A 14,249-nucleotide genomic window follows, 5' to 3' on the forward strand; every position below is an offset into this window, starting at 1 on the left:
AAACGAAGGTTAGCGGACGATCTGCGTAGCTTGGATGTGTAGTAGGAAGGTTAATTGCGTAATCCGTATTGCTCTCAATGAGTGTGAATATTTTATCATCTTAGAAAGCCTTGAATAAGTTATCGTTTTTCTGTAGAATTGCGAAGAAGATTGTGGAACGATATTAAATTGAGAAGGGGAGATTGTACAATGGGTAAAGTATACGTGTTTGATCATCCATTGATTCAGCATAAGCTTACATACATTCGAGACGAAAAAACAGGTACGAAGGAATTTCGTGAATTAGTTGATGAAGTTGCTGCTCTAATGGCGTATGAAATTACGAGAGAGCTTCCAACTGAGGAAGTTATGGTGAAGACTCCTGTAACAGAAGCTAAATCCAAAGTCCTTTCAGGTAAAAAACTTGGACTCGTTCCGATCTTAAGAGCCGGTCTCGGCATGACAGACGGAATTCTTAAGCTTATTCCTGCTGCAAAAGTAGGACACGTTGGACTTTACCGTGACCCTGAAACACTTCAACCGGTCGAGTACTATGTAAAGCTCCCTGCAGATATCGAAGAACGTGAATTTATTGTAATCGACCCGATGCTTGCTACTGGCGGATCAGCTGTTGAAGCAATCAATTCAATTAAGAAGCGCGGTGCACAAAACATTAAGATGATGTGCTTGATCGCGGCTCCAGAAGGTGTAGAACTTCTTCAAGAAGCGCATCCTGATGTAGATATTTTCATCGCTGGTCTCGATGAGAAATTGAACGAAAAAGGATATATTGTTCCAGGCTTAGGCGATGCTGGTGATCGTCTTTACGGAACGAAGTAATCGAAAACCTCTCCATTGTGGGGAGGTTTTTTAGTTTGATATTAGAATGTGGTGATTTCCGCTCCAGGAGGCTCGCTTTCCGCGGGGCGGGCGGTGAGCCTCCTCGGGGTCTCACCTGTCCCGCACATCCCGCAGGAGTCGAGCCTCCTTCCACTCCAATCACAGTTATTAAACTTCATTACAAAGCTAAATTAATCCAAAATCTTTTAAAACAGGATAGTGAAATGGATCAGTTACTGTTTACTTGATTCGTGGCAACAAGTCGGAGAGTACTGCTTAAATTCGTATCAATCTATCGGGACCCATACTATCCTCATACTTCAGACGTAGGGAGATTATAAAATTCTTAAAAGCTAACTCTCTCGATATAAGAACGATTTTTGTGTTAAAAAGTGTCCCATCCACATAAAATGTGAAAAAAAAGTGACAAAATGATTCGAGTTTATCCGCTAAATTTTACCTCTTTCACAGATAAGGTTTCGTAAAAGTCATGAAAGCGTTATAATCCTTGTGTATATGGGGATTATTGAGCTTGTTTGAATTTGTGAAATTCATCACACCATTTGCTTGAAACGGATTGACATGGTTGGATGCCTATTGTATCCTTACAAAGGGTATAGTGATAAGGTTTTCATCCGCACGGGAGCTACATTCCTCCCAAACTAACCTCAACAGTAAAGGGGCGCTTCATTTGAAGGCGATGGCACTCTACTCAACCATCCTGTCGTACCTTGTCGGATCAATACTCACAGGGATATTCCTCGGGAAATGGATGGACAGCCTTTTCGACACCTTTCCGCTTTTTCTTGTCATCGGACTCCTCTTAGGACTCGGTGGAGGAATATATGGACTGGTTCGTCTTCTACATAAGTTTACAGGGGAAGATTAAATGACAGAATATAAACAACATTTCCGCCGCTACTTACAATACACCCTGTATCTGCTCGCAATTTTCGTTATGGGTTGGGGAGTTACCTCAAGCAAAGCATTATTCCTCGGGTTAATACTAGGCACCATATTTAGTATATATAACCTATTCAACATGTTCCGTAAAATAAACCGACTTGGACAAGCTGCTGCAGAGGGGAAGAAACCAAAATCTCTCGGCTTCTTAACAAGGTTAGCTGTGGCAGGACTAGCTGTCGCCATCGCAACTCGGTATCCGGAACTGTTCAACTTGCTAGGTGTGGTAATTGGGTTAATGGTGACCTACATTATCATTCTCATAGATTCAATACTTCAAATACGCTTTAAGTAGGAAGAGAGGTGAAAAGCTGTTGGAACATAATGCACCTACAACTGAAGAAATTTTAGGCATTACTTTTAATCTTTCCAATGTACTCATGATCACGATTGCATCCGCTATCGTTTTCATCCTTGCAGTTGTAGCAACTCGCTCACTCGCAATGCGTCCAACTGGTCTGCAAAACTTTATCGAGTGGGTTATGGACTTTGTGAAAGGTCTTATCTCAAGCACCATGGACTGGCAAACAGGAGGACGATTCTTGTTTCTAGGGATGACGTTACTCATGTATATCTTCGTCTCGAATATGTTAGGTCTTCCATTCGCCATTTCATTGGGCGACACCTTATGGTGGAAGTCTCCAACTGCAGACCCGACGATTACGCTAACGCTAGCAACAATGGTCGTGGTGCTTACACACTATTATGGTGTGAAAATGAAAGGTGCAAAGGAATATGGTAAAGGGTTCTTTACCCCGATGAAATTCCTATTTCCTTTCAAGTTGATCGAGGAATTCTCAAACACATTGACACTTGGTCTTCGTCTTTACGGAAACATTTTTGCCGGTGAAATCTTGCTTGGACTCCTAGCTGGACTTGGAGCTGCAGGAGTCGGCGGAGCGCTTGGAGCCTTTCTTCCTATGCTCGCATGGCAAGGATTCAGTATCTTTGTCGGTACAATTCAGGCGTTTATCTTTGTAATGCTTACAATGGTTTACATGGCACACAAAGTGGCAGACGACCATTAAACAACAGTATTAATGAACTTTTCATTATATAAAAAATCTATTTTCATGAATAATAAGGAGGAAATTTAGCATGGGTTTAATCGCAGCTGCAATTGCAGTAGGTCTAGCGGCAGTAGGTGCCGGTATTGGTAACGGTCTTATCGTAGGACGTACAGTAGAGGGAATCGCTCGTCAACCAGAACTTAGAGGTACTCTTCAAACTACAATGTTTATCGGTATCGCACTAGTTGAGGCACTACCGATCATCGGTGTAGTAATCGCATTTATCGTAATGGGTCAATAATTACCTACGAAATTTCATAGGGAAATCGTAACGTTTCATGATGGCGGAGAAAGTTTCGAAATGAAACCTTCGCCATTCGTTTTGTATGATCTCTGAAGGGAGTGAACACGTTGTTCAACAGTCTAATTCTTGGAGCTGGCACTGGGATTCACGCTGGTGATATCCTTTATCAGCTTTTCGCATTTATCGTGCTTCTTGCTCTATTGAAAAAGTTCGCTTGGGGCCCGTTGATGGGTATCATGAAAGAACGAGAGCAGCATATCGCAAATGAAATCGAATCTGCTGAAAAGAACCGTAAAGAAGCTGAAGCTTACTTAAATGAACAGCGCGAAGAAATGAAGCGTGTTCGTCAAGAAGCGCAAACTATGCTTGAGAACCAAAAGCAAATGGCTGACCAAAAAGGTCAGGAAATGATTGAAGCAGCACGTCTCGAAGCTGAACGCTTGAAAGAAGCAGCATCAGCTGACATCGCTCGTGAACGCGAAACTGCTGTAGCATCACTGCGCGAGCAGGTTGCATCACTATCTGTCATGATCGCTTCCAAAGTTGTTGAGAAGGAACTGGACGAGCGTTCACAGCAGAAGCTGATCGATGATTACCTTTATCAGGCAGGCGGTCAGAAATGAGCAGGGACCTTGAAGTAATCGCAAAACGTTATGCTAACGCTCTTTTTGAAATTGCTCATGAGCAAGGAACAGTTGAGCGAGTGAAGCAAGAGCTTGCAGTCGTTAACGATGTATTCAAAGAAACTGACGACTTGATGGAAGTGTTCGCACATCCTAAATTTACAACGGCGCAGAAGAAAGACATCATCCAAAACAGTTTTGGAAAATCACTTTCCGCGCCAGTTTTAAACACGCTTCTCACTTTGGTTGAACGTGATCGTATTGCGATCGTTTTCGATCTCATCAACCACTACCATATGTTCGCAAATGAGCAGCAGCAAACAGCTGCAGCTAAAGTATATTCTGTAATGCCTCTTTCAGATGAGGAACAGAGCAAGATTTCTGCAGTTTTTGCAGAACGAGTAGGTAAGAAAACACTTCAAATCGAAAATGTGATCGATCCAACTTTGGTCGGTGGAATCAAAGTCCGTGTCGGCAATCGCATCTTCGATGGCAGTATTAGCGGTAAACTCAAACGCATGGAACGTAAATTAGTTTCAGCGAAAGGCTAGAAGATAGGGGTGAATATGCATGAGCATCAATGCTGAAGAAATCAGTACTCTGATAAAGCAACAAATCTCAGACTACCAAGCTGATATTAAAGTTGATGATGTAGGTACCGTTATCCAAATCGGTGATGGTATCGCTCGTGCCCACGGTCTTGATAACGTGATGGCAGGAGAACTAGTTGAATTTTCAAATGGTGTTATGGGTATGGCTCAGAACCTGGAAGAAAATAACGTAGGTATCATTATTCTCGGACCTTACACAGATATCCGTGAAGGTGACGAAGTTCGTCGTACTGGCCGTATTATGGAGGTTCCAGTTGGTGAAGAGCTTCTTGGCCGTGTCGTTAACCCTCTTGGACAGCCTGTTGATGGACAGGGTCCACTTGGTGCTACAAAAACACGACCAATTGAAAGTCCGGCTCCAGGTGTTATGGATCGTAAATCCGTACACGAGCCACTTCAAACAGGAATCAAAGCGATTGATTCTCTTATTCCAATCGGACGTGGACAGCGTGAGTTGATCATCGGTGACCGTCAGACTGGTAAGACATCAATTGCGATCGATACTATTCTTAACCAAAAAGATGAAGATATGATCTGTATCTATGTTGCAATCGGGCAAAAAGAATCTACGGTTCGTGGTGTTGTAGAAACACTTCGTAAGCAAGGTGCACTTGATTACACAATCGTTGTAACTGCATCTGCATCTCAGCCGGCTCCACTTCTTTTCCTTGCGCCATATGCAGGTGTAACGATGGGTGAAGACTTCATGTATAACGGCAAGCACGTTCTTGTTGTATACGATGACTTAACAAAGCAGGCTTCTTCATACCGTGAACTTTCCCTATTGCTACGTCGTCCTCCAGGTCGTGAAGCATATCCAGGGGATGTATTCTATGTTCACTCCCGCTTACTAGAGCGTGCAGCGAAGCTTAGTGATGCAAAAGGAGGCGGCTCACTAACAGCCCTTCCATTTATTGAAACGCAAGCTGGTGACGTATCAGCTTATATCCCAACAAACGTAATTTCCATCACTGATGGACAAATCTTCCTTCAATCTGACCTCTTCTTCTCGGGTGTACGTCCAGCGGTTAACGCAGGTCTTTCCGTATCCCGTGTTGGTGGATCTGCTCAGATTAAAGCGATGAAGAAGGTTGCGGGTACACTCCGTCTTGACCTTGCATCTTATCGTGAACTAGAAGCATTTGCTCAGTTCGGTTCTGACCTTGATAAAGCAACTCAGGCTAAACTGAACCGTGGTGCACGTACAGTTGAAGTACTGAAGCAGGGACTTAACAAGCCACTATCAGTAGAGAAGCAGGTTGCTATCCTTTACGCATTGACTCGTGGATTCCTTGATGACATTCCTGTTGAAGACATTCAGCGTTTCGAATCAGAAATGATGACTTGGATCGAACACAATAAGAAAGATCTTTTCAATACAATTCGTGAAACAAAAGCTCTTCCAGACGAAAAAGAATTCAACGGTGCAATCGAAGAATTCAAAAAGAGCTTCGCAGTTTCTGAATAAGAGGGATGCGGCGGAAACGCCGCGGCCAGCTTAAAAGGTGGTGAAAATGAGTGGCATCTTTACGCGATATTAAGTCGAGAATTACATCGACTAAGAAAACAAAGCAGATTACAAAAGCGATGCAGATGGTTTCAGCAGCGAAGCTTAACCGTGCAGAAATGAATGCAAAGTCATTCGTTCCCTACATGGAGAAGATTCAAAATGTTGTAGCGAGTATTGCTAATGGATCAAGCGGCGTTAGTCATCCGATGCTAGAAAAACGTGAAGTGAAGAAAACAGGTTATGTCGTCATCACTTCAGACCGTGGACTTGCAGGAGCATATAACAGCTCAGTACTACGCCATGTCTATCGAACGATTAATGAACGTCATAGCTCCAAAGACGAGTATGCCATCATCGTAGTTGGTAAAGTAGGTCTTTCCTTCTTTAAGAAACGCGATATGCCTGTAGTGGAAAGCATTGTTGGTCTTGCTGATCAGCCTTCCTTTGCAGACATTAAAGACATTGCATCCAGAACGGTAAGGATGTATGAAGATGGTGCCTTTGATGAGCTTTACATGTACTATAACCACTATGTAAGTGCCATTCAGCAGGATCTAACGGAGAAGAAACTTCTTCCGTTAACGGATATTGAGACAGGTGAAGGGAAATCGTTAAGTAGCTACGAATACGAGCCTTCTGAAGAAGAAATTCTTGAAGTCCTGCTTCCTCAGTATGCTGAAAGCTTAATCTACGGAGCGCTTCTCGATGCAAAAGCAGCAGAGCACGCTTCCCGTATGACAGCGATGAGAAGTGCGACTGACAATGCAGACGACCTCATCGGCAACCTTACACTTTCTTACAACCGAGCACGTCAAGCAGCAATCACTCAGGAACTTACTGAGATTGTAAGTGGCGCAGCGGCACAGGAATAATAACGAAAAGCGAAACGAGCCCGTTTAAATCCGTAGGGTGTTGGAGGCCATGAGAATGAGACGATTTGTGTCTCAATCGAATGGGTGAAACAGCCGGAGGATTTGGCTCGTGCAGCTGGACACACGAAAAGCGGAAGTGGCCGTTTAGGTCCGACAAGCGCTGGAGGCTTTTCGAATGAACACGTTCTTTGTGTTCAATCGAAAAGGTGAAGCGACTCGAGGACCTGGCCACTGTAGCTGGACAACGAAAAGCGGAAGTGGCCGTTTAGGTCCGACAAGCGCTGGAGCCTTTCAAAATGAACACGATTTTTGTGTTCAGATTGAAAGGTGAAGCGATCGAGGGGCTGGCTACTGTAGCTGGACAAACGAAAGGCGAAGGCGACTGCACGGTTCCGACAAGCGCTGGAGGCTTTTCAAATGAACACGCTTTTTGTGTTCAATTGAAAAGGTGAAGCGACTCGAGGGACCAGGAGCCGTAGCTAGACAACACTAGTTCAAACACTATTGCTATTTGAAAGAATTCCTTTCAAAAGCACTTAAAGCAAGTTAGGAGGGAACAGGATGAACAAGGGATACATTACCCAGGTTATGGGTCCGGTTGTAGACGTTAAGTTTGAGGGCGGCAAGCTCCCAGAAATCTACAACGCCCTTACAGTTAACTATAAAGCGGAATCCGATGACGAAAAGAGCATGGATTTAACGCTTGAAGTCGCGCTTCACCTTGGCGATGACTCTGTTCGTACCGTAGCGATGGGTTCAACAGATGGTCTTGTCCGTGGAGTTGAAACGATTGATACAGGTGCGCCGATCTCCGTTCCAGTTGGAGACATTACACTAGGACGTGTATTCAACGTACTAGGAGAAAAGATTGACCTTGACGAAGAACTTAGTGGCGACATTCGTCGTGACCCTATTCACCGTCAAGCTCCTACATTTGAACACCTTGCAACATCTACTGAGATCCTAGAAACAGGAATCAAAGTAGTAGACCTTCTAGCTCCATACGTAAAAGGTGGTAAAATCGGTCTGTTTGGTGGTGCAGGTGTAGGTAAAACAGTACTGATCCAGGAACTGATCAACAACATCGCACAAGAACACGGCGGTATCTCTGTATTCGCAGGTGTTGGTGAGCGTACTCGTGAAGGTAACGACCTTTACTACGAGATGACAGATTCCGGAGTTATTAAGAAGACTGCAATGGTATTTGGTCAGATGAACGAGCCACCAGGTGCACGTATGCGTGTTGCTCTATCTGGTCTTACAATGGCAGAATACTTCCGTGATGAGCAAGGACAAGACGTTCTACTCTTCATCGATAACATTTACCGCTTTACTCAGGCAGGTTCTGAGGTATCCGCATTGCTTGGCCGTATGCCATCAGCAGTAGGTTACCAGCCGACACTTGCAACTGAGATGGGCCAACTTCAGGAACGTATCACATCGACTAACAAAGGTTCTGTAACTTCCATTCAGGCAATTTACGTACCAGCCGATGACTATACTGACCCGGCTCCAGCAACAACGTTTGCTCACCTTGATGCAACGACTAACCTTGAGCGTAAGCTATCTGAGCAAGGTATCTACCCAGCGGTGGATCCACTAGCCTCTACTTCTCGTGCACTTTCTCCAGAAGTTGTTGGTGACGAACACTACAACATCGCTCGTGAAGTACAGCAAACGTTACAGCGTTACAAAGAGCTTCAAGATATCATCGCAATCCTAGGTATGGATGAGCTTTCTGATGAAGATAAGTTAACTGTTTCACGCGCTCGTCGTATTCAGTTCTTCCTTTCTCAGAACTTCCACGTAGCTGAACAGTTCACTGGACAGAAGGGCTCTTATGTACCTGTTAAAGAAACAATCAAAGGATTCAAAGAAATCCTAGAAGGCAAACACGACGACATCCCTGAGGATGCTTTCCGTCTTGTAGGCCGAATTGAAGAAGTAGTAGAAAAAGCTAAGCAAATGGCATAATGAAAGGCGAAATGAGCCGTTTAAATCCGTAGGGTGTTGGAGCCCGTGAGGATGAGACGCTTTTTGTCTCACCCGAAGGGGCGAAACAGCCGGAGGATTTGGCTCATGCAGCTAGACATTAAAGAAAAGCGGAGGCGACCGCCTAGGCCCGACAAGCGCTGGAGCCTTTTCAAGGGAACACGTTCTTTGTGTTCAATTGAAAAGGTGAAGCGACTCGAGGGCCTGGGAGCCGCAGCTAGACATGGAGCAACGGCGCAAAGAGACTTTTCTCTAGCCAAAGCTACCGATGTCTAGCTCCAGCGCCTACCCCCTCTAGGTCTTAAGTCAATCATCATTGTGGCAAAGAACGCCACATTGATGCTCGCCTTAAGCTCGTCGGGGGTAACCAAGGCGCTTACGCAATCATTACCACACCCAGGGAGGGGTACGATGAATACATTGGAAGTCAGTGTAGTCACCCCTGACGGCCCGGTATACCAAGGGGAAGCTGAATTAGTCAGTGTAAAAGCGCAGAGCGGTGAGCTCGGTATTTTACCTGGTCATATTCCGCTTGTTGCCCCTCTTACCATTAATGCAGTTCGCTTCAAACATGGAGCTGATACTCATGTGCTGGCCGTTAGCGGTGGGTTTGTTGAAGTAAGACCAAAGCAAGTGACAATCCTTGCAGAATCTGCAGAAAAGCCTTCTGAAATCGACGTGGAACGCGCTCGTGCAGCAAAGGAAAGAGCAGAGCAACGCCTTAACCAGGCAAAGCAGGATAATGTTGATTTCAGCCGTGCAGAGCTAGCTCTTAAGCGTGCAATCAACCGTCTTGATCTTGCAACGAAATAATAAGCAAAGCATCAGAGATTACTCTCTGATGCTTTTTTTATAAACTTCTTCTGTTATACCCTCGTAGTCTTGACCTTCAAACAAAACATTCCAACCCTCATCTGGTTTAATAAAATAACTTTGATCGATATAGTCTGAAGGATACTTTTTCAACAAGTTGGTCACCAGACTTTTGAGCTGACTGATATCTTCTTCTGAGAGCTCTTCTTCACCATCTAGAATTTCATTCATAGAGGCGAAGAACACTCGCTTCTCATCTTCATCTGCGCGTTTTCTAAAATAACCCCACATATGCTCTAGGGTCGTCCGCATACCTTTTTTAGTATAGGGTAAGTGAACAGCTTCAAAGATCATCAGGTAGACTTCATAAAGTTCATCTACTGACTGTGCCTCTTTTAAAACTTTACCAATACGTTTGTAGTGTTCATAACCCTTTGCCATCACACTATATTTATTCTTTGCCCAGAGCTTTTCGGTTACCTTTCTCATTTCCTTGTAGGACACACTGATCACCTCTGTTCGAAATTTTTAAAAAACTTTTCCAGAAAAGCAAGAATAAGGGGAAAAGTGTTGAATTAGTATACGAGAGTAATCATTTCAACCGCATGACGAGAGGAGAGATCCTGTTTGGGTGATTCGCTTAACGTGTACCAAAATAGTTACCTCCTGGTATTGATGTTCCTTCTTCTTGGTCTCTTACTACCTATTGTTGCACTCACAGCCGGGAAATTCCTCCGCCCCCATAAGCCTACCACAGAAAAACAAACAACTTACGAAAGCGGCATTGAGCCGTTCCATCAAAGCTGGATACAGTATAACGTCCGATATTATTTATTCGGGCTACTATTTGTCATATTCGATGTAGAAACCGTTTTCTTATACCCGTGGGCAGTAGCCTATCAGAAACTCGGTTTTTTTGCATTTATTGAAATGATGATCTTCATCATCATGCTTCTAATCGGGTTAATCTACGCTTGGAAAAAGAAGGTGTTGAAATGGATATAAGATTGGAAAATATAACGCCAGAAGAATACGAGGAAATGAAACAGAACGTTTTCCTCGCAACGCTTGAACAAGTGAAGTCATGGGCTCGTAGTAACTCGCTTTGGCCTCTTACGTTCGGACTCGCATGTTGTGCGATTGAAATGATGGGCTCAGGAGCTTCGCATTATGACTTAGATCGATTCGGAACATTTTTTCGAACGTCTCCTAGACAATCAGATGTCATGATTGTATCCGGCACAGTAACAAAGAAAATGGCACCTGTCCTGAAGCGTCTATACGATCAAATGCCAGAACCGAAATGGGTTATCGCGATGGGATCCTGCGCGACTGCAGGAGGACCGTATATCAACTCCTATGCCGTAGTGAAAGGAGTCGATCAGATCGTACCGGTTGATGTGTACATACCGGGCTGCCCACCAAATCCGGCAGCACTCATCTATGGAATCAATAAATTACAGGAAAAGATTCGTTACGAAGCTAAGACCGGAAAGCGGGTGACGAATAAATGACGGATGAATCACGAACTGATGAACTAGCTGAAGAGAAGCGGAAAGCCATAGAAGAAGCCAAGAGGAAAGCGGCAGAACTAAGAAAAGCTCGTGAAGAAAAGAAAGCAGAAGAAGCTGCTCAAGTGAATGAAACAGAAACTCCGGAAGATGCCGAGCTAGCGAAAAAGAAAGCTGCTGCTGCAGCGAAAGCAAAAGCAGCAGCACAGAAGAAAAAGAAAGAGTTAGAGGATGGGGCGGATGAAAAAGCAAAAGCCGCCGCTGCCGCTCGTGCGAAGGCAGAAGCTTTAAAGAAGAAGCGTGAGAAGCAAGATGTTTCGGGGAATGACGCAGACATAGACAAAGACGCCGATCTTGAAAAGAAAAAAGCAGTTGCAGCAGCGAAAGCGAAGGCTGCCGCATTAAGGAAGAAGAAAGAGCAAGAGCAGTCATCGCCAGACGATAAGGCAAAAGCGGTTGCTGCCGCAAAAGCAAAAGCAGCTGCTTTGAAAAAGAAGTCAGGTGATGGTGATGATGAAAAAGCGAAGGCGATTGCAGCTGCAAAGGCAAAAGCAAAAGCCGCCGCAGCCGCTAAAGCAAAGGCGAAAACGAAAGAAGAGGAGCCAGAAGAGGTTGAGCCTTCTCCAAACCAACCTATTCTTGACCGTTATCTTGCCATTATCAGAGAAAATCTTGGCGAGGACCTCTTGGAAGATGCCTACATCAATCGCCTTGCCAAAGACGTCCCAACGCTCATTGCGAAGGTCGATTCGTATTATAAACTCGCAGAGTTTCTGAAATACAATGAGCTTCTGGCTTTTGACTATTTATCAGAAACGCATGGCACCGACTTTGAAACTCACATGGAAATCTACAATCACTTCTATTCTTATCAAAATAAACAGAGCGTTGCTCTGAAAGTAAAGATAGATAGAGAAAAAACTGTTGTCCATTCGATCACCCCCCTCTGGGCGGGGGCGAACTGGCCTGAACGAGAAGCGTACGATCTGCTTGGAATTGTTTTTGAAGGGCATCCGAATATGACAAGGATCATGATGCCAGACGATTGGGTAGGTCACCCTCTCAGAAAAGATTACGAGCCGTACGATGTGGAGGTGTAAGGATGATTCGTACTGAGGAAATGCTTTTGAATGTAGGACCGCAGCACCCCAGTACACATGGTGTGTTTCGCATCGTCCTCAAGATTGATGGTGAAGTGATCAAAGAAGCGACACCTGTAATCGGATACCTTCACAGGGGAACTGAAAAGATTGCTGAAAACCTACAATACACACAGATTATTCCATATACAGATCGAATGGATTACCTGGCTGCGATGACGAATAATTATATCCTTTGCCACGCTGTAGAGACGATGATGGCGATGGAGCTTCCTGAACGTGCTGAGTATTTGAGAGTGATCGTCATGGAGCTTGGGAGAATAGCGAGTCATCTTGTATGGTTCGGAACATACCTACTTGATATTGGAGCGATGAGCCCCTTCCTCTATGCGTTTCGAGAGCGAGAAATCATTATTAATCTGCTGAATGAAATATCTGGAGGGCGCCTGACCTTTAACTATATGAGAGTAGGCGGAGTAAAGTGGGATGCGCCAGAAGGATGGCTTACAAAGGTACGAGAGTTTGTACCATATATGAGGGAGGAGCTGGCAGGTTATCACGATCTCGTTACAGGTAACGAAATCTTCATGGCACGCTTAAAAGGGGTAGGGGGTTATTCAAGAGAAACAGCACTCTCTTATTCTCTTAGTGGAGCGAACTTGCGTTGTACAGGTGTTGACTGGGATCTTAGGAAGAATGAGCCATACTCCATCTATGAAAAGTTCACCTTCGACGTTCCTGTCTTCCACGAAGGAGATGCAATGTCGCGATACAATTGCCGAATGGCTGAGATTGAAGAAGCGCTAAAGATTGTGGAGCAGGCCGCTGCTCAAATTCCTGAAGAAGGGGCGATTATGGCGAAGGTGCCAAGGATCATTAAGCCTCCTGCTGGTGAAACATACGTTAGAATCGAATCTCCCCGCGGAGAAATCGGCTGTTACATAGCATCCAAAGGGAAAAAGGAGCCTTATCGACTAAAGTTCCGCCGTCCGTCCTTTTATAATCTACAAATCCTTCCGGAACTTCTCGAAGGAGAAAACATTTCAAACTTAATCACAATTTTAGGAGGCATCGATATCGTTCTTGGGGAGGTGGATGGTTGATGAGTGAATGGCTCACTTCCACACCAGGATATTGGCAAACAGGAGGATTCTTCCTTGCTGGCGCAGCTATGCTGATGGTCGTGCTAGGTTTCGTTACTTATGCGATTTTGGCAGAGCGGAAAGTGCTTGGTTTTATGCAGTTAAGGCACGGCCCAAATAGAGTCGGAGGGCGTTTCGGTCTCCTTCAGACCGTTGCAGATGTTCTGAAACTATTGCTGAAAGAAGATCTTATCCCAAGAGATGCAGATCGTCCGCTATTTATCATTGCACCTGTCATCGCATTTGCACCTGCTTTTATTGTTATCGCGGTACTACCTTTTACGGAACAGATTTCGTTCGCCAATATTGGAGTGGGATTGCTTTACTATATTGCAGTTTCGGGAATCTCAACGATCGGGATTCTAGCTGGTGGGTGGGCCTCGAACAATAAATACGCATTATTAGGAAGCATGCGTTCAGCGGCTCAAATGATTTCCTATGAAATCCCGCTCGTTATGAGTGTCATAGGAATTGTCTTACTTACAGGTTCATTAAATTTGAATGATATCATCATGGCTCAAGAAAATGTGGCGTTCATCATTAAGCAACCGCTAGCGTTTCTGATCTTTCTAATCGCTTCTGTAGCTGAGTTAAATCGAACGCCATTCGATTTGCCAGAAGCGGAGTCAGAACTCGTTGCAGGTTACCACGTAGAATATTCAGGATTCAGATTTGCATTCTTCATGCTTGCTGAATATGTATATCTCTTTGCCATGGCTTCGCTAACAACGATTCTTTTTCTTGGAGGGTGGCAGGCGATCCCGTTCTTAGATTTTGTACCTGGATTCGTCTGGTTTGCTCTAAAGTTCATTTCGATCGTGTTCGTCATGATCTGGATTAGAGCAACATTCCCACGTCTAAGAGCAGATCAATTAATGTCATTCGGATGGAAGGTTCTCCTTCCACTGGCGTTGGCTAACATCTTTATTACGACCATTTTGATCGAACTATTCCGTTCATTTTAAATAGGGGACAGATC

Annotated in this window: 18 protein-coding genes; 17 read left to right on the forward strand and 1 reads right to left on the reverse strand. The window is 44.5% G+C overall.

Annotated features, from left to right (window positions below):
• The first annotated feature begins 189 nt into the window (after nt 1-189).
• The 12 genes from upp to SJY16_RS02185 all read left to right on the forward strand — a co-directional run bounded on the left by upp (nt 190) and on the right by SJY16_RS02185 (nt 9,517).
• The gene (gene upp, locus SJY16_RS02130) at nt 190-819 is read left to right on the forward strand and encodes a uracil phosphoribosyltransferase (RefSeq protein ID WP_377887423.1); all 630 of its coding nucleotides are present in this window, start codon (nt 190-192) and stop codon (nt 817-819) included.
• 700 nt (nt 820-1,519) lie between these two features.
• Nucleotides 1,520-1,708 (forward strand): AtpZ/AtpI family protein, encoded by a 189-nt coding sequence (locus tag SJY16_RS02135; RefSeq protein ID WP_270180638.1) that lies wholly within the window; start codon nt 1,520-1,522, stop codon nt 1,706-1,708.
• Nucleotides 1,709-2,077, forward strand: a complete 369-nt coding sequence (locus SJY16_RS02140; protein WP_377887424.1) for an ATP synthase subunit I — start codon at nt 1,709-1,711, stop codon at nt 2,075-2,077. It begins immediately after the preceding gene.
• 19 nt (nt 2,078-2,096) lie between these two features.
• On the forward strand, nt 2,097-2,810 hold the full coding sequence (gene atpB, locus SJY16_RS02145) for a F0F1 ATP synthase subunit A (RefSeq protein ID WP_377887425.1): 714 nt from the start codon (nt 2,097-2,099) through the stop codon (nt 2,808-2,810).
• Nucleotides 2,811-2,880: 70 nt separating this feature from the next.
• Nucleotides 2,881-3,093 (forward strand): F0F1 ATP synthase subunit C, encoded by a 213-nt coding sequence (gene atpE, locus SJY16_RS02150; RefSeq protein ID WP_224884350.1) that lies wholly within the window; start codon nt 2,881-2,883, stop codon nt 3,091-3,093.
• A 110-nt stretch (nt 3,094-3,203) separates the two neighbouring features.
• Nucleotides 3,204-3,719 (forward strand): F0F1 ATP synthase subunit B, encoded by a 516-nt coding sequence (gene atpF, locus SJY16_RS02155; protein WP_377887426.1) that lies wholly within the window; start codon nt 3,204-3,206, stop codon nt 3,717-3,719.
• Complete coding sequence (locus tag SJY16_RS02160; protein ID WP_377887427.1) at nt 3,716-4,270, forward strand: F0F1 ATP synthase subunit delta; 555 nt, start codon at nt 3,716-3,718, stop codon at nt 4,268-4,270. Before atpF ends, SJY16_RS02160 begins: the two co-directional genes overlap by 4 nt.
• Nucleotides 4,271-4,289: 19 nt before the next feature.
• Nucleotides 4,290-5,798: a F0F1 ATP synthase subunit alpha gene (gene atpA, locus SJY16_RS02165; RefSeq protein ID WP_377887428.1), complete on the forward strand. Its 1,509-nt coding sequence runs from the start codon at nt 4,290-4,292 to the stop codon at nt 5,796-5,798.
• A gap of 50 nt (nt 5,799-5,848) precedes the next feature.
• Nucleotides 5,849-6,712: a F0F1 ATP synthase subunit gamma gene (locus SJY16_RS02170; RefSeq protein ID WP_377887429.1), complete on the forward strand. Its 864-nt coding sequence runs from the start codon at nt 5,849-5,851 to the stop codon at nt 6,710-6,712.
• Nucleotides 6,713-7,008: 296 nt separating this feature from the next.
• Entirely contained in the window at nt 7,009-7,164 is a 156-nt protein-coding gene (locus SJY16_RS02175) for a hypothetical protein (RefSeq protein ID WP_377887430.1), read from the forward strand.
• A 109-nt stretch (nt 7,165-7,273) separates the two neighbouring features.
• Entirely contained in the window at nt 7,274-8,686 is a 1,413-nt protein-coding gene (atpD, locus tag SJY16_RS02180; protein ID WP_377887431.1) for a F0F1 ATP synthase subunit beta, read from the forward strand.
• A gap of 429 nt (nt 8,687-9,115) precedes the next feature.
• Nucleotides 9,116-9,517 (forward strand): F0F1 ATP synthase subunit epsilon, encoded by a 402-nt coding sequence (locus SJY16_RS02185; RefSeq protein ID WP_377887432.1) that lies wholly within the window; start codon nt 9,116-9,118, stop codon nt 9,515-9,517.
• A gap of 18 nt (nt 9,518-9,535) precedes the next feature.
• On the opposite strand, the gene SJY16_RS02190 is transcribed toward SJY16_RS02185, so the two are convergent.
• Complete coding sequence (locus SJY16_RS02190) at nt 9,536-10,021, reverse strand: YbgA family protein (RefSeq protein ID WP_377887433.1); 486 nt, start codon at nt 10,019-10,021, stop codon at nt 9,536-9,538.
• A gap of 171 nt (nt 10,022-10,192) precedes the next feature.
• On the opposite strand from SJY16_RS02190, the gene SJY16_RS02195 reads away from it, so the two are divergent.
• From SJY16_RS02195 to nuoH, 5 genes are read left to right on the forward strand one after another with little or no spacing between them, the layout of a single operon-like run.
• Nucleotides 10,193-10,522: an NADH-quinone oxidoreductase subunit A gene (locus tag SJY16_RS02195; protein WP_377892025.1), complete on the forward strand. Its 330-nt coding sequence runs from the start codon at nt 10,193-10,195 to the stop codon at nt 10,520-10,522.
• Nucleotides 10,513-11,031 carry a NuoB/complex I 20 kDa subunit family protein gene (locus SJY16_RS02200; RefSeq protein WP_377887434.1) on the forward strand — a complete coding sequence of 173 codons (519 nt, stop codon included), beginning with the start codon at nt 10,513-10,515 and terminating at the stop codon, nt 11,029-11,031. The genes SJY16_RS02195 and SJY16_RS02200 overlap by 10 nt, the downstream gene beginning before the upstream one ends.
• Nucleotides 11,028-12,128: an NADH-quinone oxidoreductase subunit C gene (locus SJY16_RS02205; RefSeq protein WP_377887435.1), complete on the forward strand. Its 1,101-nt coding sequence runs from the start codon at nt 11,028-11,030 to the stop codon at nt 12,126-12,128. Before SJY16_RS02200 ends, SJY16_RS02205 begins: the two co-directional genes overlap by 4 nt.
• Before the next feature lie 2 nt (nt 12,129-12,130).
• Entirely contained in the window at nt 12,131-13,231 is a 1,101-nt protein-coding gene (locus tag SJY16_RS02210) for an NADH-quinone oxidoreductase subunit D (protein WP_377887436.1), read from the forward strand.
• Nucleotides 13,228-14,235 (forward strand): NADH-quinone oxidoreductase subunit NuoH, encoded by a 1,008-nt coding sequence (nuoH, locus tag SJY16_RS02215; protein ID WP_377887437.1) that lies wholly within the window; start codon nt 13,228-13,230, stop codon nt 14,233-14,235. The genes SJY16_RS02210 and nuoH overlap by 4 nt, the downstream gene beginning before the upstream one ends.
• Nucleotides 14,236-14,249: the final 14 nt, after the last annotated feature.

Source organism: Alkalihalobacillus sp. R86527 (genome assembly GCF_042466185.1).
Classification (GTDB): domain Bacteria; phylum Bacillota; class Bacilli; order Bacillales; family Guptibacillaceae; genus Guptibacillus.